Origin of the sequence: Kordia sp. SMS9 (assembly GCF_003352465.1) — a bacterium.
Lineage (GTDB): Bacteria > Bacteroidota > Bacteroidia > Flavobacteriales > Flavobacteriaceae > Kordia.
In genome coordinates, this window is record NZ_CP031153.1 from 2,544,728 (window position 1) to 2,566,580 (window position 21,853).

Below are 21,853 nucleotides of genomic sequence, written 5' to 3' on the forward strand. Positions count from 1 at the left end.
GAGATGTTAAATGAAAAAGTAGGTTGAACAACCAACTACAATGTAAAAAGATACCATACAGAAAATCCTGTTAAGAAGATAATTCCCAACCAACTTAAAATACGCAATCCGAGTTTGGGTTGCCATGCTGCGGGCGTATGCTTGCTTGTGATGAGAATGTAGTTTGAAATTGCATAAAAAGGAGCCGTTACAAACGATAACACCGTAGCAATGTAAATCAACGAGCCCATTTCGGCTAAAAATTGCGTCATGATGATAATGGTTCCTACGACTAAAATTAGCATCCAAAAGATATAACTGTGTTTGATGTATTTTCCAAACAACAACTGACTTGTCTTTGCCATCGCTCTTGGTGAAGCGTCTAACGTTGTAAGTGTCGTGCTAAACATCGTCGTAAATGCAGCAATGGCAATGATAATGTAGACTTCACTGCTTAAACTCTCTGTATACAAATTAATGAGTTGCGAAGCGAATTCGCCACCTTTGGATGAAAATTCAAGACCAGAATTGAACATGATCAACGCGCCCAACGCCATAAAACAGATGCCTAAAACAATAGTAATTATATAGCCAAAATTAAAATCGAACAACGCGCTTTTTGGCGTAAAATTTTCTGTTTCTTGTCGTTTTTCAATCGCCCATAACGAATGAAAAATTGAAATATCTAGCGGTGCTGGCATCCACCCCATAAAAACAATGAGCAATGTAATACCGCCAGTTTCTGTTGGAAAAATTTGTCCTGCACTCAACGCATCATTCCCGTTAAAAATAGCCATGGTTACAGCAATGACCGTACTTATCGTTAAGGTGACGATGATGACTTTCATGAGTTTGTCTAAAAACGAATAGCGTCCCATTGTCAAAATTCCCAAACAAATTAAGGTGATAATCGTGCTCCAAGTTGCCATGGAAAAATCAATTCCAAATAATTGTTCTGCCAAACCTGCGGTGACAATTGTGACGGCAGTTTGTATGGTAAACATGGTTGCAAATGAAAGTACAAAATAGGCAATTAATAATCCTTTGCTGAGTTTTTTGTAACCATCTAACAGACTTTCGCCAGTAGCGGTTGCATAGCGTGGACCGAATTGAAAGAACGGATATTTAAACAAATTTACCAACAACAACACCCACAACAATCCGAAACCGAATTCCGCGCCAACTTGGGTGGAATTAACCAAATGCGATACGCCAATAGCTGCGCCCGCAAATAATAATCCTGGACCCAATTTTTTGATAAAAGCTAGTTTCATTTCTTCTGAATAATTTCTGCCAATAGTTTTTTAGCACGGAGTAATTTCACTTTTACATTGTTCATCGGTTCTTGGAGTTGCTCCGAAATTTCTTTGTAACTCAACTCTTGAAAATACCGCAAATTGATAATTTCTTGGTAATGCGGTTTTAGTTTTTTGATATCGCGCAGGAGTTTTGTTAAGTTTTGTTCCGTGATGATTTTATCTTCTGGCGTTGGACCATCATCGACAATTTGATAGACTTCTTCTTCCTGTTCTTCCGTAGTTTCAATGTGTTTTTTTTCCTTCCGAAGAAAGTCTATATGGACGTTTTTAGAAATGGTAATCAGCCAGGTTTTAAACTTGTACTTTTCGTCAAACGTATCAATTTTGTCAAATGCTTTCGAGAAGGTTTGAATGGTAATATCTTCTGCATCGTTCTCATTTTGAACGCGTTTTAGTTGAAAGCCATATACATCATTCCAAAAAGAATTTAGCAAGAAATTGAACGCTATTTGATTGCCCATTTTCGCTTTTTGTATGTATGCTTTTAGAATCGTTTCAGCTATTTCCAATGCGTTGGTTTTGAGATCGTGTTGGCTATAAAGATACCAAAATGAATGACAACTAAAAAGAATTCCAATATAGGAAGCATGTATAAAGTGTCTTGTTCTTTGAGTTTTTTTGCCGAAAATCCAATAACGAAATACTGAACAAGCACACGAATTCCTAGGATTCCTAACGCAAGCATCCAAAGATTTGTGCAGAGTAAAATGATTGCCAAGATCCAAAATAATATTTGAGAACTGTAAAAAGTACCTAACAGGAATTTGTGAATGAATTTATAGTGTGATGACGTACTTACATGTCTTCTTTTTTGTCGAAACCACGCGCCAAAACTCGTTTTAGGTTGTGAAATGGTCACACTGTTTTTGGAATAACAAATTGAGGTATTTTTCCCTGTTGCTGCATCTTTGATGAACAAATCGTCATCGCCAGAACGAATTTTGATGTGATTTATAAAACCGTTCACTTTGTAAAATTCGCTTCGGTGATATGCCAAATTTCGACCAACTGCCGTGTAGGGAATGCCTAATTTTGCATAGCTAAACGCTTGTACGGCTGCCATTAAGGTTTCAAACCGTATCAAAAGATTAAGGAACGAATGTTTTTTTCTCGCGTACGCGCCATACCCAAGAATAATTGTTTTGGTGCCAGAAAAATGCTGCGTCATTTCTGCCAACCAACTTTTGGAAGCTGGGACACAATCGGCATCTGTAAAGACTAAATAATCGTTGGTGGCAGCTTTAATTCCGAGGGTTAGCGCATATTTTTTATTTCCCCAAAACGCTTCATTGTTTTCTACATTGACGATTTTGATGGTGTTGTTTGCAGCTTTAAATTCTTCCATAACGTTCAATGTTTCATCAGAAGAAGCATCATTAATCAATACAATTTCGAAATTTTGATAGGCTTGTTGTAAAAGTTGAGGAATGAGAATTTTCAGATTTTCTGCTTCGTTTTTGGCGCACACAATCACAGAAACTGGGATGTTTTGTAATTTTCTGCGTTTCGTTTTTTCAAAAGCAAACAGTCCAAAAAGTAAAAAGTAAAGAATTTGAATAGCAGCAACGACTATCAAAGCATACAGGAGAAAAGGAATCATACGTAGGAGAGAAGCTGACTATTTTTGGTGTTGAGGTTCCGAACAGGTCTCAAATTGATCTGGAGTTTTTCCGCAAAAACCACAAGCTTCGCCATCTTGGTTTAACATTGGGTTTTGACTGGCACAGGTTCCTGCAAATTTTCCATCTTTCTTCGCCCAGATTTTAATTGCAATTCCAGCAAAGCAAAGTGATAATAAACCAATTGTTACTAATGCTAATTTCATTTCTTGTTGTTTTGTTTAATGATTTCTATCAGATAGAACGCTTTTAATCACAGATTTACATATTAAAATTCTTGAAATCTATTTCACAGAGTATGAATTTTTCCATCTTGTTAAATCTTTGCAAAGATACGGTTTTTTATGGAATATTTATTGTTATCTTGTAGAGGATTATCACCCAAAAATCAAGGCTATGAAATATATAGGAGCACTTTTAGTATTCATGTTGATGGTTTCATGTACGGCACCAAAAGCGGTGTATGATTACGATCGTAAGACAGATTTTTCAAAGTATAGAACGTATAATTTTTTTCCAGATATTGACACAGGATTGAGCGAATTGAATGATAAACGCATATTCCGATTGACCGATTCCATTATGCAAGCACGCGGATTTAGGCGTACGGCAACACCAGATTTTTATATTAATATTGAAACAGCCGCTTTTGAGCCCGATCAAGATGCTGCAGTTGGAGTTGGAGTTGGTGGCGGCGGACGAAATACTGGTGGTGGAATTTCCATCGGATTGCCAATTGGCAGTTCTAAAAGAAATCAGGAAGTGGTAATTGATTTGGTAGATGTTCGGCAAGATCAATTGTTTTGGCAAGCGATTGTAGAAGGTTATTTTAAGGAAGAAGCCACGCCCGAAGAACGCAAAGCGTATTTCAGAGCAATTTTGTTGAAAGCATTTGAGAAGTTTCCGCCGGAGAAGTAGTAGTGAGTTGTTAGTATTGAGTATTGAGATTGTTTTGAATTTCAAATTCAATGATGCAATTCGTCATATCGATGAATTTCTGTTAAGAAATTTGTATCGAGATATGCTTTGATTGACTTGCTATTTCACAGTACTTCTCGATACAATTTTTCTTCATTTCATTTCGACTACGCTCAATGTAAAATATTGCGAAAAATCACTCGAAGTGACGCTTAGAAATCGAATTTAAAATTGAACTCGACAATGAATTTCAATGAAAACATCAAAAAAACAAATCCACAAATAAACAGTGTAAAGGTTTATAAGTTTAGCAGTTTAAGTTCAAAAACAAAAATAAAATTTCATACTAACTGACAACACACAACCGACAACGGAGCGCAGCGACCAACCAGCAACTACTTCCTATTTATCTTTAACAATGGAATATCTATCAATTGATGTTGCAATACATACACGACCAAACCTGCTACATTCCTACATTCTAGTTTGGATAACAGATTATTGCGATGTCCGTCCACAGTTCGTGCGCTGATGAATAGTTTTTCAGCAATTTCTGGAGCGGTGTATTGTTCGCAGATCAAGCGTAAAACTTCTTTTTCTCGGTTGGTCAATTCTACTGAAAATTGTGCTTTTGGTTTTTTCTTGGAGATGATATTTTCTCGAATAATCGCTAAGACTTCCGTGTTGTAATGAAATCCTTTTTCATACACAGCTTCAATGGTTTCTACGACTTCTTGTGGTTGTGAATTTTTTGGCAAATACGCTACCGCAGATAATTCAATCATATTAATAATAAAAGCTCTGCTAAAGTGTGTAGAGATGACAATGATTTTGAGTGTCGGATATTTTTGTTGGATGCGTTTTGCCGCTTCAATGCCATTCATTTTGGGCATTTTTAAATCGAGTAGTAAAATGTTTGGCAATTGTTCGCAGGTTGCTAATTTTTCTAACAAATCTTCTCCATCTTCGGCTTCCAAGTCAACTTGAAGATTTTCGTAAGCATTTAACAGTAAGCTCATTCCTTTTCGGAACAAAGCTTCGTCGTCGGCAATGGCAATGGAAATAGTTTTCATGGTGAGTGTATTAGGTTTTGTGTAATGGTGTAGCAAGTACATCAATGACGACATTGGTGCCGTTTTCTTTGGAGGAATTCAAATGATACGTTGCGTTGATAATGCGCAATCTACTTTCAATATTTTTCATTCCGAGTCCTTTTTTATAGCTTTTTTGAGAACTGTCAAAACCAGTTCCGTTGTCTTGATAGGTCAATTTTATGGATGTTTCTTCTGCGGATACATGCAAGTCGATTTCAGTTGCTTTTCCATGTTTTATGGAGTTGTTGATGAGTTCTTGTATGATTCTAAAAAGATTCAGTTCGATTAATGAGTTTTGTATAGGGTGCGTGTTTTCAGACGTGGTAAAATCAATTTGAAGATCACCTGCCAAGTTGTAACTGTGTTGCAATTCTCTGATCGTTTCTATCAATCCGAATTCTTCTAACGTTGGCGGTAATAATTCGTGCGAAATGAATCGAATTGAATTGATGGTTGTGTGAATAACAGTTTCTACTTCATCTGTAATTTGCTCAATTTCAGTATCTTTTTCACCAAATTTTTTGAGGCGACAGATATTGAGAAAAATCACGTTTAGTTTAGAGCCAATTTCATCGTGTAAATCTCGTGCAATTCGGTTGCGTTCTTTTTCTTGGGTTAAAATGGTAGCATGCAATAACTCTTCTTGATGTTTAAAATCTAACTTTTGAACGCGCATTTGTTCTTTCAAAATTTTCTTCTGAGAATAATTCACAAAAAGCACAAATGCCATTGCAAAAGCGAGCATAATCAAAATACCAAAGATGATTAACATTATAAAGTTGTCTTCTTGAAAAATACGTTCCATAATCCTATCAAGATAAGCAAATGAAACAGAACGTTAAGCAACGCGTTAAAAATCCAGAATATATCGTATATCTGCGCATTTTCAAAATAAACATTGCTGCACATAAAAACAAACAAGCTTCCTGAGTAATAGACGAGTATCGCAGAATTGATCAAACGTATACTTTTGGAGAGGGTAGGCGCAAACTTTTGATTTTCCACAAGATTGTAAAAGTATACAATCGCAAAGCCAATAATCGTCAATTGTACAAAGGTTTTTGCAAAGGTGTTGAATACAAAAATGCTCTGTAGAAATATAGAATTAGACACAATTAAGAGATTTCCCAATATTAAAAACTGCCAAAAGTATTTTCTAAAGAAAACAGGTTTGTCAAGTAAGCTTCTGTAGAAGAATGAAAATAAAATAAATTCTCCCAACGTATATATGTGTAAAAGAGGCAAGTTATTTTTATATCCGAAAGCACCGTACATCAATACGAAAATTTCAATACATAGATTCCAAATTAGAAAATAAGAGAAGAGTCGTAAAGGCGTGTTTAGTTTTTTTCGAAATAAAAGGCACAGCACTACATTCACACTAAGGCATAACAATGCTACGTTTGCCGTATGATAGTAAATTGTATTTAATGTAGTGCTAACCTCCATTGTATGTCTATTTTTTAGTGAGTGACGGATATTCTAATCCGGAAATACCTTCTGGACAACCATTTGGGCAAGGTCTTGTAAAATCGTAATAGTAATTTTCACTTCCATCAGCTGGTTCAATCACCAAAACAATCTCGGTGACAAGCATCTCATTTCTTGAGTGCGTTTCTTTTTTACGCGCATTCATTAAAAATACTCTATCATCATCGGTCAAATCTCCTCTATGTTTCTTAAACTCTAAAAGGACTTCCAATAATTCTAACGCGGACGTTTCAGAACCGTAATTTAGGGCATTACGATTTTCTTCAGGAGTTCCATATTCTTGTTCATCAAGATACGTGACTACGCCATCTATATATGTTTTGTAGTTCCCCAAATAACCAGATGCTTCTTCATAACATATTTGGTTTCGTATATAACCTCTTCCGTTTTTACAATCTGCTGAATCTTTAAGCTGTACATTTTTCAAATCGGAAGCTGCTTTAGTTGATTTTTCCTGATTGCAGGATACAAAAAAAGTACATGCAAGTACAATTAAAACGGTGTATTTCATAGTTGATTTCATAATGATTAATTTAAGGGTTCATCCATTTTTCATGTTGAAGATAGGGAAGAAACAGGCTATAAAAATGGTTTCAAGCTCAAAACAGGTTGAATTACCTAGTAAATGACGTTAAATCGCCTATTCCATTCTTCCTAAAACGACTAAGTAGTTCAGCCTGATTTTTCGAAACACGCTCATGTACGCTTACATAAAACACTCTTATTTAGGACATTTGTTGCAGAATCAAAACAGTATAAACCCTTGTGTATTATATATATTTTGAATTCGTAGGCAGCATCCGAAAAGCCTTTACTAATAGAGTAGGAACCATTTAAATTCTTAAAACATGTTAGATGCAATAGAAACAACCACAGTAGCAAACGTCATTGATCCTTTGAACATTGAAAGCGCCAATGATTTTTTAGAAACGACAATTCCAGGTATAAAAACAACCTTCAACAATGCTTTTGATGCCTACATTTACGGATATCCATTGGTGATGATGGGCGTTACATTACAACAACTTAACAATACTCCAACAGAACCTTCTAATGGTGGCGCCGGCGGTGCTCCCATGAATCAATTTGCATTGCAAACACAATGGCCAGGACCCGAAGCAAAAAACGTTGTGTTATTGAGTACATCAACGCTGTATATGATTGCTTCTCTTAATTTGAAAGACGAACCTATTGTGATGAATCTTCCTGCGTTTACAAACCCAGACGGAAGTTCGCGATTTTTTATCATGCAAGTTTTGGATGGTTGGACAAACGTAATTGACAACACACCAGGATCACGTGTAAACAGTCAGCCAGGAAAATATGTTTTTGTAGGACCAGATTATAAAATTAAAGGAAATGAATTTGATGGCATGAGAGTGATTCGAATGAACACTAATTCTGCATGGATTATTGGACGTGTATTTTCAAATGGTGCTCCTGCCGATCTAAAGTGGATAAATGAGGAAATCTATCCAAAGTTGAATTTGGTGCCTTTAAGCCAAGTTGATAACGAATCATACATACCCGAAAATGTAGCGGTTGATCCTGTGGTGGATGTTAGCACAGCACCTTTTTATCAAATACAACAAATGGACGCATCTGCCTTTTTTGGAAGAATGGCTGCGATGATGAATTACAATGCACCGCTAGATACAGACAAGGATAAAGAAATGATTTCAAAACTAGAAGAAATCGGGTTTGTCATTAATCCAGTAGAAAACCCAGGAATTTCATTTGATTTTACAGAACTTGATATAGAGAAACAAGTAACTTTACAAGCGGGATTGGAAGCTGCAGCACAATTTTTGGAATCGGGTGTTTCTTCCAAAAACCCGCACACAAATCATTGGGTTTTTCCAAGATATAAGTTTCTTGGCGATTATGAAACAAATTATAAAAATAGAGCAACCATAGCAAGATGGGCATTAGGAGCTAACCGTGTGGAAGATACCGTTTACGGATATGCAAAATTTGATGGCGATGGTAACCATTTGAGTGGAGATTTTAAGTATACAATTCATTTTACAGATCTTCCTCCTGTAAAGGACGATGCTTTCTGGTCAGTAACAATCTACAACAGTGATGGTACTTTGGTAGAGAATACAAATGCTCAAAAAGCAGGCGTACATTATAGCTCTATCGGTTATCCAACAATAGAAAACCATCCTGCAACATTTAATGATGGCATTAAATTATATCTTCAAGCAGATGCGCCAGATAAGGAAAATGATCCTGTTGCCTTTAATAACTGGTTGCCAATCCCGAATAATGAAGAATTGAAAGACACCTTAGGATTTATTGTCTTCTTACGCTTATACACGCCAATTTTATGGGGAGAAGGAAAAGAAGGAACTAGCAATTTTCCAATCTGTCTAGTCAAAGGAACTGATAATACCAATTGGATTCCACCAAGCATTGTAAAAGTTGGTTAATTTTTATTAAAGAAAAAATGTGTAAAAGGTTGCCCTAATTGGACAATCTTTACCTAAAATAATATACCTTAAAGCTTTTATTAACAACTGCATAACTATAAAAAAATCATGACAAAATTAAAAGATGTAAAGAAACCAAACATCGTGATCATTATTTCCGATCAGCAAACATGGAAGCAAAATTGGGATACGGTTTGGGCTGAAAATAACTTACCAGCAATGAACAAATTGTTGAAAAATGGATTGGCATTCAACAATGCATTTACCAATTCGTGTACGTGTACAGCAAGCCGGGCTACACTTTTTACAGGAACTTTTCCAGCGACACATACCGCAACGCAAGTATTAGCTTTTGATGATCCTTTCAATGAAGAAAATCCTCCAAAAGGATACACACAAGTAATGCAAGGACAATTGCGAAACAACATGCCAAACATGTTTGAAATGATGGAACAAGCTGGATATAACGTAGTTTACAAAGGAAAATGGCATGTGAGCAAACCAACTCAGTTTGTGAAAATGAAAGGAAAAGGACCGTTGAAACCAGATATTGATCATTTGTATTGGACCTCTAAAGATGTTTCTCATTTGGAAAAAAATTATGGTGTAAAAGAATGGAATTATCCCGATGCTGGAGATGACGCTAATATTTTCAATTTTGGAGGTGGAATATTTAACAACGACGGACGTTTTGTCGATGGAGAAGGGCAAAGTGCTTTGTATGGAAAAAAACTTCCAGGTATGAGTGTTAAAGAATCCAATCAGAAAAGAGTGGAAGATAGTGCTTTGGAATACATCAAAAATTACAAGGACGATAAACCTTTGTTTTTAGTAGTTTCGCTAGTGAATCCGCATGATGTATTGTCGTACCCAGGAAATGAAACCATGACGAGTCCGTACGGTATTCCTAGAAATCCTCCTTTATATAAACTTGGAGGATACAAAGATGATGACTTCATGTCAATTGATGTTGCTTTACCATCTACATGGGATGAAAAACTGAACACAAAGCCAAAAATTCAGTCTACTTGGCAAGAAATGTTACAAGGTTTTGGTGAGATTAAAACTGAAGAAGTCGCTACAAATTATGTGAAATTTTACGCGTATTTAACGTCTCTCGTCGATAAAGAAATTAACAAGGTTTTAGAAGCTTTAGAAAAAAATCCGAAGACAAAAGATTCATTAATTGTTAGAGTAAGCGATCATGGAGATATGGCAATGTCGCATGGGATGATTCGTCAAAAAATGTTCAATACGTATCAGCAAACGATCAATGTTCCGATGATATTTTCGCATCTTTCAGATCCAGATATGTTTGCGGGAAAAACCACAGAAGCTTTTGCAGGATTGATTGATTTGATGCCAACATTAGCTGAAATTGCAGACATTCCTTCTAAAAAGTATACATTTCAAGGAAAAAGTTTAATGTGTATTTTAAACAATCCGACTAAAAAAGTGCAAAATCATGTTCACTTTACATTTGATGATAGCTATATTCAAAGTGCCGAACCACAAGAAATGGGCGCGTGTCGTATTCGTTGCATCATACAAACTAAAGGCAACCAAAAATGGAAATATGCAGTGTATTTCGATCCTAACTACGGACAGGAAATAGAATATGAAATGTACGATTTGACGAATGATCCTGAAGAACGATACAATTTGGCTTTCAGAAACATAAAGAAAGTGCTGAAGCGATACAATGCTTCTAAAAAAGAAAAAATAAAGAAGGTTTTTATTCAAAAAAAGCGTCAAGAATTACACAAACTATTAACCAAAGTGATGCTAGAAAAAGGAACAATGCCAGCGACTATTGTTTGGCCAAAAGTTTCTGGAGAAAAAGCATAATGTAGAAAATCGTATCTTGATTGCTTACTTATTTTATATAAATTATTTGAAGATTTACTAAAAATAACCCGTTGTGCATTTAAAATACAAATTTCACTCATTTTCAATCGTAAAATTCTCTCAAATTGACGAATTTTATCAAAATGCACAACGGGTTAAAAATAGACATTTGTCTTAGTATTACTAACTGCCTAAAAATTGAAAGTATGAGTCAAAAAACCGTTCACCTTAGGAAAAGTGTGTACGATCTTTCAGAGAAAGAAATATCGAACTTGCGAAAAGCATTTAATAAATTATATAAGAATCGAGTATATCAGGAAAAAGCAGGCATTCTCATTACCGACGGTCATTATCAGAGGAATGATATGCTTTTTTTACCGTGGGCAAGAGCCTATTTTTCAGACTTTGAAAAGGCGCTTCAAGCAGCGGTTCCAAATGCAAAACCTGTCATCACTTTACCTTATTGGGATTATACTTCTGAAACGGCAAGACAAGAAGGAATTCCTCCGTTATTGGCAGATCCGTATTATAAAACTAAGAAAAAAGGGACAAAGAAACCAAATCCATTTTACAGGGCTGAATATGAAATTCCTTTATACACCTTTAGAAATGATGCGCCAAATAATGAATTGCTAAACTCAGCACTAGCCTTGGCTACAAAAGCTATGGAAGCTGATGACTTTGTTACTTTTGGTACAGAAATTTACTTGGCAGATATTTCAAGTCATGTCTACTTGGGCGGCTCATCGGCAGATACTAACTGTACTGCGTATGATCCTATTTTTTGGTTTACACATTGCCAGTTAGATCGTTTTTGGGATCAATGGCAAAAGCAACCAGAAAGAAAAGATCTTGGAGCATCAAGTATGCCAAAAGCTGTCTTAAATGCTAGCTTAAAACCATTTAGTACAGATGAAGAAACAGCATTGAAAACTAAAGATGTATTAAACACGGAAAATCTTGGATATACATATCTTGACTAAGATTAGAATTGATAAATACACGTTATCTCAAACTAAAAAGCATCTCGTTGGTGAGGTGCTTTTTTTATTAGAAGTTTAAAGGTGTATGTTTCCACACAAAATAATAAATTGACAAATCCACAAACAATAAAAAACAAACATCTCTAAAAGCGCATAAGCGCGATCTAACTAAATCACATTCACTTCCGCTTCTATTGCAATATTAAATTTGTCTAAAACTGTTTCTTGTATTTTTTTCGCTAAGGCGAGAATTTCCACACCTTTGGCATCTCCGTAATTCACTAAAACCAACGCTTGATTTTTGTGAACACCAGCGTCTCCAAATCGTTTCCCTTTGAAACCACATTGCTCAATCAACCAACCTGCGGGCACTTTAATTTCGGTGTCCGACACTACATAATGCGGCGCATTTGGATACTTTTCTTGTAAACGATCAAACTCAGCTTTTGGAATGACAGGATTCTTAAAGAAACTTCCGCTATTGCCAATTTCTTTCGGATCGGGCAACTTTCGCTGTCGTATCGCAATCACGGCGTCACTCACCTCTTTAATTGTCGGATTGGTGATGTTCTTACGTTCCAACTCTTGTTGAATGGCTCCGTAGGAAGTATTCAATTGGTGATCTTTGTACTTCAATAAAAATTCTACAGAAGTGATGATATATTTTCCTTTCGCTTCATTCTTGAAGATTGAATTTCGATAGCCAAAATTACAATCTTCCAGCATGAATACTTTTTCTTCTTGGGTTTCAATATCTATGGTTGTACAACATTGAAAAACATCTTTCAATTCCACGCCATACGCGCCAATATTCTGAATGGGAGACGTTCCTACATTTCCTGGAATTAGTGACAAATTTTCAACGCCACCAAAATTATGTTCTATACACCAAAGTACAAATTCATGCCAGTTTTCACCTGCTTGAATTTCCACAACAATATCACCTTGCGTATTCAAGGCGATTTCTTCTTTTCCTTTCAGATTGATGTGTAAGACAGGAATGTCAATATCGCCTGTAAGTAGCATATTACTTCCGCCACCAAGTACAAAATACTCCGAAAATTGGGGCAATTGCAAAGCTTCAATCAATTCTTCTTTGCTGGAAACTGAAATAAAAAATTTCGCCTTTGCGTCAATACCAAACGTATTGTAAGCTTTCAGTGAAACGTTATGTTGTATAGAAATCAAATAGTATTTTTTAACTAATTAAGCATTGTATATTTGTAAAGCTTCTTTTAAAATGGCTACCGAAGTAATTAAATCTTCTTTCTTCAATACATACGCAATGCGTACTTGATTCAGTCCAATACCTGGCGTAGAATAGAAACCTGCGGCTGGCGCGACCATAATTGTTTCACCATTCAAATCAAATTTCTCTAAAAGCCATTGTGCAAAATCATCTGCACTTTCAACAGGCAATTCAGCAATACAATAAAAAGCGCCTTTCGGATTTGCCACACGAACACCTTCAATTTTTTGCAATTCTGAAACCAGCGTATTTCTTCGTTCTACATACTCTTCTATTACATCATCAAAATAGCTTTGTGGAGTTTCTAAAGCGGCTTCACTCGCAATTTGTGCGTATGTTGGCGGCGATAAACGTGCTTGTGCAAATTTTAAAGCGGTTGCCATAAAAGCTTTATTTTTAGAAACAATACAACCAATTCGTGCGCCGCACATGCTGTAACGTTTCGATACAGAATCAATCACAATTGCATTCTCTTCCAATCCAGCTTCTTGCATTACCGAATAATGTGTCAATCCGTCATACGCAAACTCACGATACACTTCATCCGCAATTAAAAACAAATCATGCTTCTTAACAATGGTAGCTAATTTTTGAATTTCTTCTTTTGAATATAAATATCCTGTCGGATTTCCAGGATTGCAAATTAAAATAGCTTTCGTTTTTGGCGAAATCAACTTTTCAAACTCTTCAATCGGAGGCAAGGCAAAATTGTCTTCTATTTTAGAAATTACGGGCACAACTTTTACGCCAGAAGCTGTTGAAAATCCGTTGTAATTTGCATAAAAAGGTTCAGGAATAATCACTTCATCGCCAGCATCCATAATGCTTCCAAAAGTAAAAAGCAAAGCTTCACTTCCGCCCGTAGTTACAATAATATCGGTTGCGGAAACATGAATGTCATTTTTTGCGTAATACGCAGCAATCTTTGTTCTGAATTCTTCCGAACCTTCCGAGCGACTATACGCCAACACTTCAATATCATTATTTTTAATAGCGTCTAATGCTACTTTGGGAGTTTTAATATCTGGTTGCCCAATATTAAGATGATATACTTTTGTACCACGTTTTTTTGCGTCTTCTGCATACGGAACCAATTTGCGAATTGGCGATTGTGGCATGGCAATTCCTTTGTTGGAAATAGTTGGCATAATCTTCTATTTTTAGAAATACAAAAATGCGAAATATATTTTATAATTATAAACGATTTTACATATTTTCATCAACGTTAAAAAACATATTTTATTCGTTTAAAAAAAGGATTTTTTGTATATTAGTATGTTACCAAACTCCCTTACATATTGCAACTTTTAAAAAAACATATCATTCTTCTATTGCTTTGTACGACTGGATTTATACAGGCGCAAAGCAAATTCAATATAACTAATGGAAAGGACAAAGCTTCCGTTTCTTTTAAAATGATCAATAACTTAATTATCATTCCTGTAGAAATTAACGGTGTTGAAATGTCTTTTTTGTTAGATTCTGGTGTGAACAAACCCATCATGTTTAGTCTAAATCCAGGCGATTCACTATCCATTGAGCAAAAAGAACGTCTAAAACTTCGCGGTTTGGGTTCTGGGAAAGACATTGAAGCTGTAAAAGCGCGATCGGATACATTTAGAATCAATGATATTCTGAAGCTCAACATGGAGTTGTATATCATTCTCGATCAAGAAATAAACATGTCCACACGTTTAGGCGTTCCCGTACACGGAATTATTGGGTATGATGTGTTTAAAGATTTTGTGGTTGAGGTAAATTACAGTGCAGAGCGAATAAAATTTTACAAACCTGAAACCTATACTTATAAGAAATGCAGAAAATGTACCGATTTACCACTCTCATTTCGAAATAACAAACCGTATATCGACGTAAAAGTTGCCATTGAAGAAGATAAAGATCCTGATATTCTTGTAAAATTATTGATTGATTCAGGAGGAAGTGATGCTTTGTGGCTCTTTGAAGACGAAGAAAAAAACATCAACATTCCCGAAAAGAATTTTGAAGACTTTTTAGGGCGCGGACTTAGCGGAAGTATCTACGGAATGCGCTCTCGTGTGAAAAAATTCAATATGGGAAAATTTACGTTTGAAAATGCAAAAGTGGCGTTTCCAGATTCGACAGCGATTACCTATGTGCGGAATTTTAAAGAACGTAATGGAAGCATTGGTGGCGAAATTTTAAAACGTTTCAGAGTTATATTCGATTACAATAATGCCAAAATTCGACTTCGAAAAAGTAAATATTTCTCAGATCCTTTTCGATACAATATGAGCGGAATAGAGCTGCAACACAACGGAATGCGCGTAGTACATGAAGTGAAAAAACGAAACAGTAGCTTAACCAATTACGGACGTCAAACTTCCGAAGGTGACATCAATGTAGTTTTTGAACATTACAATACGTTAAGTTTGGTAAAAGCCTATGAAATTGCTGAAATACGAAAAGATTCTCCTGCCGCATTGGCTGGACTCCAAGAAGGCGATATCATTATTTCTATTAATGGAAAAGTAGTGGATAAAATGTCTCTGAAAAGAGTTACAGGAATGTTGCAAGGAAAAGAAGGTAAAAAAATGCGTATCAAAGTAATGCGTTATGAAACGGTTTTGAAATTTGAGTTCCGATTGAAAGAGGAGCTTTAGTTTTTATAGTAGAATTGGTATTAGTAACGCTAACCATCAATTTTATAAAATTTACTCAAGGCAACATTCATAATTTATTTGCTAAAATCTCACCCATAAAAAAAGCCTCATCAAAACTGACAAGGCTTTCTTTTAAAAAATATATGTTCTATGATTATGACTCAATTTCTGATTTATTTTTCATCATAATACTTTTCTTCTTGCTTGGATCTACAATTTTTCCTTTAATCTTAATAGCTTTTGTACGCTCATCTGCATTCGAATATACTGTGATCGTTTTTCTAATTGGTCCAACACGTTTCGTATCATACTTCACTTCAATAATACCATTTTCTCCTGGTAAAATTGGCGCGTCTGGTTTCTTAGGAATCGTACATCCACAACTAGAATATACTCTTGTAATCACTAAAGGTGCTGTTCCTGTGTTTGTAAATTCGAAAACACGGACACCGTCAGCTCCTTTTTCAATCGTTCCGTAATCAATCGTTTCTGTTTTAAACTTGATCTTTGCGGTCTTTTCCTGTGCCTGTATCGCCATGGTGAATAAACCAACAAACAATATCGTAATTATTTTTTTCATCTTCTTAGAATTTAGTATTAGTGTAAAATTAGGTGCTTATTTGTTATTTTACAAAAATTATTTCACAAAAAACAAAGTAACTAGTATCAAATACACATATTTACGAATTAAATGCAAAAGTGATAAAACACTTTTTAAATAGTATAGATATAAGTACTTTTGTCAACTTAAATATTACAAAAACAATACCAAAATGAGTATTCAGAAAAAGTATGATCCAAGTCAGATAGAAGACAAATGGTACCAATATTGGATGGAAAATAACTATTTTCATTCAGAACCAGACGAACGTGAAGCGTATACAATTGTAATTCCGCCACCGAACGTCACTGGAGTCTTGCACATGGGACACATGCTAAATAATACCATTCAAGATGTATTGATACGCCGTGCGCGACTGCAAGGATACAACGCGTGCTGGGTTCCCGGAACCGATCATGCTTCTATAGCTACGGAAGCGAAAGTTGTACATAAATTAAAAGAAGAAGGCATTCAGAAGTCTGATTTAAGTCGTGAAGAATTTTTATCCCATGCATGGGAATGGACACACAAACACGGCGGAATTATTTTGGAGCAATTGAAGAAATTAGGCGCTTCTTGCGATTGGGAACGTACGAAATTTACAATGGATGACGATATGTCAGCCGCTGTCATCAAGACATTTGTCGATTTGTATAATAAAGGCTTAATTTATCGCGGATATCGCATGGTAAACTGGGATCCAGAAGCAAAAACGACTCTTTCTGATGAAGAAGTAATTTACGAAGAAAAACAGGGAAATTTGTACTATCTGGCGTATGCCATCGAAGGAAGTGATGAAAAAGTAACGATCGCTACGACACGTCCAGAAACGATTTTGGGAGATACTGCCATCTGTATCAACCCAAATGACGAACGGTATGCACATTTAAGAGGAAAAAAAGCCATTGTTCCGTTGGCAAACAGAGTCATTCCTATTATTGAAGACGAATATGTAGATATCGAATTTGGTACAGGTTGCTTAAAAGTAACGCCTGCACACGATATAAATGATAAAGAATTAGGCGATAAACACAACTTGGAAGTTATTGATATTTTCAACGAAGATGCTTCACTCAATAGTTTTGGATTGTATTACGAAGGAAAAGATCGTTTTGTAGTGCGTAAAGAAATCTCTAAAGAATTAGAGGAAAAAGGTTTTCTGATCAAAACGGAAACGCATATCAACAAAGTGGGAACGTCTGAACGTACAAAAGCCGTGATTGAACCAAGATTGTCCGATCAGTGGTTTTTAAAAATGGACGATTTGGTAAAACCTGCCATTGAAGCAGTGTTAGGAGAAGATAGCGACATCAATTTGTTTCCAAAAAAGTTCGAAAACACCTATCGTCATTGGATGGAAAATATCCGCGATTGGAATATTTCACGTCAACTTTGGTGGGGACAACAAATTCCTGCGTATTATTTTGGGGATGGAAAAGAAGATTTCGCTGTAGCGGAAACGAAAGAAGCGGCGTTAGCCTTAGCAAAAGCGGCAACAGGCAATGAAAACTTAACCTTAGACGATTTGCGTCAGGATGCAGATGCGTTAGATACATGGTTTTCTTCGTGGTTGTGGCCAATTAGTGTTTTTGATGGAATTCGTCATCCAGAAAATGAAGAAATTCAATATTACTATCCAACAAATGATTTGGTAACCGGACCAGATATTTTATTTTTCTGGGTTGCCCGAATGATCATTGCTGGATACGAATATCGTGATATGAAACCGTTTACCAATGTATATTTAACAGGTTTGGTGCGCGATAAGCAAGGTCGTAAAATGTCAAAATCGCTTGGAAATTCTCCAGACGCATTAAAGTTGATAGAAGAGTTTGGAGCCGATGGTGTACGTGTAGGTTTGTTATTAAGTGCAGCCGCAGGAAACGATTTATTGTTTGATTTTGATCAAGTTGATGAAGCTGGAGAAGTTTTAAAGCCTAAAGAAATCAAAGCGTGGAAAGAAGCTGGAAAAGAACCTATATACACTTCTCAATTATGCATGCAAGGAAAAGGATTTGCGAATAAAATTTTCAATGCGTACAATCTTACCCAAATTTGGGAAGTAAGCGATGACGTGGAGCAGCCAGCAGTTGCTAAAATTGCGATTGAATGGTTTCAATCCAAATTCCAAAAAGCACTGGTAGCTTTGGAAGATCAATACAGCAAATACAGAATCTCGGATGCGTTAATGATTTCGTACAAACTCGTTTGGGATGACTTCTGTTCATGGTTTTTGGAAATGGTAAAACCAACGTATGGTTCGCCAATTGACCGAAAAACATACAACACGGTCATTTCACTATTTGAAGAGAATTTAAAAATTTTACATCCGTTTATGCCATTCCTTACGGAAGATATTTGGCAACGAATGGCAGATCGTTCAAAAGAAGAAGCATTAATTGTTTCTAGTTGGCCAGAAAGTGCTGAAATTAAAGAGGAATTATTATCAGATTTTGAAATGATTCAAGACGTAGTTTCGGGTATTAGAACGATTCGTAAAGAGAAAAATATCGCCAATAAAGATGCGATTTCATTAACGATTGTCAACAATGAAAAATCTACCACAAACTTAGATGCAGTGATTGCAAAACTAGGAAATGTAGAAAACATCAGCTACAGCGACGAAAAATTAGAAGGCGCGTTATCGTTCCGAGTAAAATCGAATGAATACTTTATTCCGATGGAAGGCGCGATTGATATTGACGCAGAAATTGAAAAACTGACCAAAGAATTGGAATATGTAGAAGGCTCGTTAAAAATCGTTCAAAAGAAACTTTCCAACGAACGTTTTGTAAACAATGCGCCAGAACAAGTGGTTGCCAACGAAAAGAAAAAAGAAGCAGACGCCATTGCGAAGATTGAAACGTTGAAAGCGAGTTTGGCTTCTTTGAAGTAATTTGTGATTTAGATCGCTACGCTATTAGATTTGAGACCGCTTCGCTGCTAGATCGCGCTCATGCGCTGTTAGACAGCTTTTGATTGAAAGATTGCCTCTTACATCATTAAAGGAGGAAGCATGACGAAGTAATCTGTTTGTGTAGCAACAGATTGCCACACGTTTTTCATTTCGACAAGCTTAATGTGAAAAACGTTCGCAAAGACGTTTCAGAGAAGTGTTTTGAAACGCAATAGATCAGCAATCTAAAATCGACAATCGTTAATTCTAAAGGTCACTTCGATTTCTATGGCAAAAGCAAGCGATTTTGATTAAAAGATTGAACTCACTAGTTTCTTTATTTTTCTTATTACTGTCCGTCACTTCGAGTGTTTTTTCGGAATATTTTACATTGAGCGTAGTCGAAATAAAATGGAGAAAAAATGTATCGAGAAGTACTTTGAAACGATATATTTATCCAAGCAGATCTCGATACAAAATCTTTACAAGATTTCACTCGATCAGACGTTTTGAGTTTCAAGAAAATAGAACAACAAAAACCATGTACAGCAATAATTTTGTACGTGGTTTTTTGTTTTTACCACAAATTCAAGAATGTTTTAGTTTGTTTATGTGTGCTATTGAAAAATGATTTTTCTGCGTCCTGCTGAACTTTTACATTGAGTTTGTCGAAGTGTGATTCAGTCACACATCAAAAATCTGAAAATCAACAATCGTTAATCGTACATCAAAGCGTCACTTCGAGTGAATTTGTGGAACAAATTTGTATCGAGAAGTGCTTTGAAACAAAAAGATTATACAAGTAGATCTCGATACAAAATTCGTCGAATTTCACTCGATCTGACGTTAAAGTTTCCGTAGATCAACAATCGTTCATCATACATCCAAACCGTCACTTCAAGGAGCTTTCGAAGTGTTAGTCTCGTTAAAACAATAATCAGAATGTACTAATACCAATTAAACTATAAAATGCAACATATAAACTATGATTCCTTTCTATACAGGAACAAGTCTAAGAGGAGCGATCTAAAAGCAAAGCAAGTCTAAAGAAAAAATCTAATTATTCTCAAAATACGAATTCACCAACTCAATGTATTCCTGTTTGGCTTCTTCAGGCGTAATGTTTTGTGTTTGTAAGAGTGCGTTCATTTTAAACGCATTGATAATTGGACGACTACTGCTAGGTTTGCCGTCATTATTGGTTGCACGTTTGTAATAGGCATACAAGCGCAATAAAAAATCTGCTGGGAAAGAATCCGTACAGTTATTGATGCGCGCAACCGCTTCAAAAAATTCTATGTCTAAATCAGAAACACTCATGATTTCATAGCAATGACGTCTACGCCACCTTTTACTGTTTGATTGAGTTGAATATTAAGTTTTGTGTCTAAAGGTAAAAACAAATCTACACGTGAGCCAAATTTAATAAATCCTGCATCTTCACCTTGCACAGCTTGTTCACCTTCTTCTGCATAGTTGATAATTCGTCGTGCCAATGCGCCTGCAATTTGTCGGTACAATATAGTTCCATAGGTTTCGTTTTCCACAACAATGGTGGTACGCTCGTTTTCTTCAGACGATTTCGGATGCCAAGCTACTAAGTATTTTCCTGGATGATATTTGCTGTATTTAATGGTTCCGCCAATTGCATAACGCGTTACATGCACGTTTATTGGTGACATAAAGATAGATACTTGCAAACGTTTGTCGTTAAAGTATTCTTTTTCAAATACTTCTTCAATCACCACCACTTTTCCATCTACAGGCGCAATCACGTGTCTGTCATTTTTTTGTGTATCGCGTTTTGGGTTTCTAAAAAATTGTAGAATCAAAATTAAAAATACAACTGCAATTCCTTGCAATAGATATTTTACCCAAGCAACGTCAATTTTATCTGCGGTAAGCACAATAGCTGCCACGATGATAAATGTAACAATGATGATTTTATAGCCTTCTTTATGAAACATAATGTAATATCTTTAAAAACAAATAAATAAATGGTGCTGAAAATATCATGCTATCCAATCGGTCAAAAATTCCGCCATGTCCAGGCATAATAGAGCCGCTATCTTTTACATTTGCTTGCCTTTTGAACTTTGATTGAATCAAATCGCCCATTGTTCCTATAGAACTAATGATGATTGCTAAAATAAGCCAACTGCTAAAATTTAAAGTTTCTGTAAATTTAGCTATAAAATAACTAGCAACACAAGAAAAAAACAATCCGCCCAAAAAACCTTCTACGGTTTTCTTCGGTGAAATTCGAGCAAATAGTTTCTGTTTTCCAAAGTTTTTTCCCGTAATATAAGCAAACGAATCATTCACCCAAACTAAAATAAAACTTCCTAAAATGATGTAAGGTTCATACGTTTCTGTCGCATTCGGAATCAACAATAAAAATACAAAACTACTGCTCATGTAAAACGTAACTAGCAGGTATTTTTTGAATTGCGTTTGTGGAATTATTTTCTTGCTGAATAAATCACGCATTAAAAATAGCGAGACAAATATGGAAAATACAAGGAGAATTAAGGTAGCTTCCTGAATTTTTATGTCGGGCTGCCATTGTTTCCAAAAGACGAAAACGCTTAATGTTGTCAAAAAGATCAAATAGTGTAGGAAGCCGCTTAGATAGATAAGCTTGCTAAATTCATACATGCACAACAATCCAAAAATGGTAAACACAGCAAAAATAGCTGATTGTGAGTAGTATACTGAAGTAATTAATAAGGTTACAAAAATTAATCCAGTTAAAGATCGGGTAAAAAGTTCTTTCATT

At 35.7% G+C, this 21,853-nt stretch carries 19 protein-coding genes; 6 read left to right on the forward strand and 13 right to left on the reverse strand.

Translation table 11 applies throughout. From position 1 onward, the window contains the following. Nucleotides 1–35: 35 nt before the first annotated feature. The 4 genes from KORDIASMS9_RS11050 to KORDIASMS9_RS11065 are packed head-to-tail and all read right to left on the reverse strand — an operon-like array spanning nucleotide 36 to nucleotide 3,123. A complete protein-coding gene (locus KORDIASMS9_RS11050; protein WP_114902902.1) occupies nucleotides 36–1,253 on the reverse strand; it encodes an Nramp family divalent metal transporter in 1,218 nt (405 codons plus the stop codon). After that, entirely contained in the window at nucleotides 1,250–1,807 is a 558-nt protein-coding gene (locus tag KORDIASMS9_RS11055; protein WP_114902903.1) for an RNA polymerase sigma factor, read from the reverse strand. The genes KORDIASMS9_RS11050 and KORDIASMS9_RS11055 overlap by 4 nt, the downstream gene beginning before the upstream one ends. Then, nucleotides 1,798–2,898: a glycosyltransferase gene (locus KORDIASMS9_RS11060; RefSeq protein WP_114902904.1), complete on the reverse strand. Its 1,101-nt coding sequence runs from the start codon at nucleotides 2,896–2,898 to the stop codon at nucleotides 1,798–1,800. The genes KORDIASMS9_RS11055 and KORDIASMS9_RS11060 overlap by 10 nt, the downstream gene beginning before the upstream one ends. 18 nt (nucleotides 2,899–2,916) lie before the next feature. Next, on the reverse strand, nucleotides 2,917–3,123 hold the full coding sequence (locus tag KORDIASMS9_RS11065) for a membrane or secreted protein (protein ID WP_114902905.1): 207 nt from the start codon (nucleotides 3,121–3,123) through the stop codon (nucleotides 2,917–2,919). Nucleotides 3,124–3,313: 190 nt separating this feature from the next. On the opposite strand from KORDIASMS9_RS11065, the gene KORDIASMS9_RS11070 reads away from it, so the two are divergent. Beyond that, complete coding sequence (locus KORDIASMS9_RS11070) at nucleotides 3,314–3,835, forward strand: DUF4136 domain-containing protein (RefSeq protein ID WP_114902906.1); 522 nt, start codon at nucleotides 3,314–3,316, stop codon at nucleotides 3,833–3,835. Between the two features lie 395 nt (nucleotides 3,836–4,230). On the opposite strand, the gene KORDIASMS9_RS11075 is transcribed toward KORDIASMS9_RS11070, so the two are convergent. The 3 genes from KORDIASMS9_RS11075 to KORDIASMS9_RS11090 all read right to left on the reverse strand — a co-directional run bounded on the left by KORDIASMS9_RS11075 (nucleotide 4,231) and on the right by KORDIASMS9_RS11090 (nucleotide 6,943). Continuing rightward, complete coding sequence (locus KORDIASMS9_RS11075) at nucleotides 4,231–4,908, reverse strand: response regulator transcription factor (RefSeq protein ID WP_114902907.1); 678 nt, start codon at nucleotides 4,906–4,908, stop codon at nucleotides 4,231–4,233. A 10-nt stretch (nucleotides 4,909–4,918) separates the two neighbouring features. Further along, nucleotides 4,919–5,734, reverse strand: coding sequence for a sensor histidine kinase (locus KORDIASMS9_RS11080; RefSeq protein ID WP_114902908.1), 816 nt, complete (start codon nucleotides 5,732–5,734; stop codon nucleotides 4,919–4,921). A 651-nt stretch (nucleotides 5,735–6,385) separates the two neighbouring features. Continuing rightward, nucleotides 6,386–6,943: a hypothetical protein gene (locus KORDIASMS9_RS11090; RefSeq protein ID WP_162819890.1), complete on the reverse strand. Its 558-nt coding sequence runs from the start codon at nucleotides 6,941–6,943 to the stop codon at nucleotides 6,386–6,388. A gap of 325 nt (nucleotides 6,944–7,268) precedes the next feature. On the opposite strand from KORDIASMS9_RS11090, the gene KORDIASMS9_RS11095 reads away from it, so the two are divergent. The 3 genes from KORDIASMS9_RS11095 to KORDIASMS9_RS11105 all read left to right on the forward strand — a co-directional run bounded on the left by KORDIASMS9_RS11095 (nucleotide 7,269) and on the right by KORDIASMS9_RS11105 (nucleotide 11,686). Further along, entirely contained in the window at nucleotides 7,269–8,855 is a 1,587-nt protein-coding gene (locus KORDIASMS9_RS11095) for a DUF1254 domain-containing protein (RefSeq protein ID WP_114902911.1), read from the forward strand. Between the two features lie 108 nt (nucleotides 8,856–8,963). After that, entirely contained in the window at nucleotides 8,964–10,703 is a 1,740-nt protein-coding gene (locus KORDIASMS9_RS11100; RefSeq protein ID WP_114902912.1) for a sulfatase-like hydrolase/transferase, read from the forward strand. Between the two features lie 206 nt (nucleotides 10,704–10,909). Beyond that, a complete protein-coding gene (locus KORDIASMS9_RS11105) occupies nucleotides 10,910–11,686 on the forward strand; it encodes a tyrosinase family protein (RefSeq protein WP_162819891.1) in 777 nt (258 codons plus the stop codon). Nucleotides 11,687–11,854: 168 nt separating this feature from the next. Here KORDIASMS9_RS11105 and murB read toward each other — a convergent pair whose 3' ends face one another. Together murB and KORDIASMS9_RS11115 are read right to left on the reverse strand one after the other, a co-directional pair. Next, on the reverse strand, nucleotides 11,855–12,871 hold the full coding sequence (gene murB, locus KORDIASMS9_RS11110; protein WP_114905215.1) for a UDP-N-acetylmuramate dehydrogenase: 1,017 nt from the start codon (nucleotides 12,869–12,871) through the stop codon (nucleotides 11,855–11,857). 21 nt (nucleotides 12,872–12,892) lie between these two features. Then, the gene (locus KORDIASMS9_RS11115) at nucleotides 12,893–14,083 is read right to left on the reverse strand and encodes a pyridoxal phosphate-dependent aminotransferase (protein ID WP_114902914.1); all 1,191 of its coding nucleotides are present in this window, start codon (nucleotides 14,081–14,083) and stop codon (nucleotides 12,893–12,895) included. Between the two features lie 150 nt (nucleotides 14,084–14,233). Between KORDIASMS9_RS11115 and KORDIASMS9_RS11120 the strand changes: the two genes are divergently transcribed. Further along, nucleotides 14,234–15,577, forward strand: coding sequence for a PDZ domain-containing protein (locus KORDIASMS9_RS11120; RefSeq protein WP_114902915.1), 1,344 nt, complete (start codon nucleotides 14,234–14,236; stop codon nucleotides 15,575–15,577). Between the two features lie 154 nt (nucleotides 15,578–15,731). On the opposite strand, the gene KORDIASMS9_RS11125 is transcribed toward KORDIASMS9_RS11120, so the two are convergent. Next, on the reverse strand, nucleotides 15,732–16,157 hold the full coding sequence (locus tag KORDIASMS9_RS11125) for a DUF1573 domain-containing protein (protein WP_114902916.1): 426 nt from the start codon (nucleotides 16,155–16,157) through the stop codon (nucleotides 15,732–15,734). 193 nt (nucleotides 16,158–16,350) lie between these two features. Between KORDIASMS9_RS11125 and KORDIASMS9_RS11130 the strand changes: the two genes are divergently transcribed. After that, the gene (locus KORDIASMS9_RS11130) at nucleotides 16,351–19,074 is read left to right on the forward strand and encodes a valine--tRNA ligase (protein WP_114902917.1); all 2,724 of its coding nucleotides are present in this window, start codon (nucleotides 16,351–16,353) and stop codon (nucleotides 19,072–19,074) included. 1,056 nt (nucleotides 19,075–20,130) lie between these two features. On the opposite strand, the gene KORDIASMS9_RS11140 is transcribed toward KORDIASMS9_RS11130, so the two are convergent. The 3 genes from KORDIASMS9_RS11140 to KORDIASMS9_RS11150 are packed head-to-tail and all read right to left on the reverse strand — an operon-like array spanning nucleotide 20,131 to nucleotide 21,852. Then, complete coding sequence (locus tag KORDIASMS9_RS11140; protein ID WP_114902919.1) at nucleotides 20,131–20,394, reverse strand: acyl-CoA-binding protein; 264 nt, start codon at nucleotides 20,392–20,394, stop codon at nucleotides 20,131–20,133. Then, nucleotides 20,391–21,041, reverse strand: coding sequence for a phosphatidylserine decarboxylase family protein (locus tag KORDIASMS9_RS11145; RefSeq protein WP_114902920.1), 651 nt, complete (start codon nucleotides 21,039–21,041; stop codon nucleotides 20,391–20,393). Before KORDIASMS9_RS11145 ends, KORDIASMS9_RS11140 begins: the two co-directional genes overlap by 4 nt. Next, complete coding sequence (locus tag KORDIASMS9_RS11150; protein ID WP_114902921.1) at nucleotides 21,031–21,852, reverse strand: phosphatidate cytidylyltransferase; 822 nt, start codon at nucleotides 21,850–21,852, stop codon at nucleotides 21,031–21,033. The genes KORDIASMS9_RS11145 and KORDIASMS9_RS11150 overlap by 11 nt, the downstream gene beginning before the upstream one ends. Between the last annotated feature and the right edge of the window lies 1 nt (nucleotide 21,853).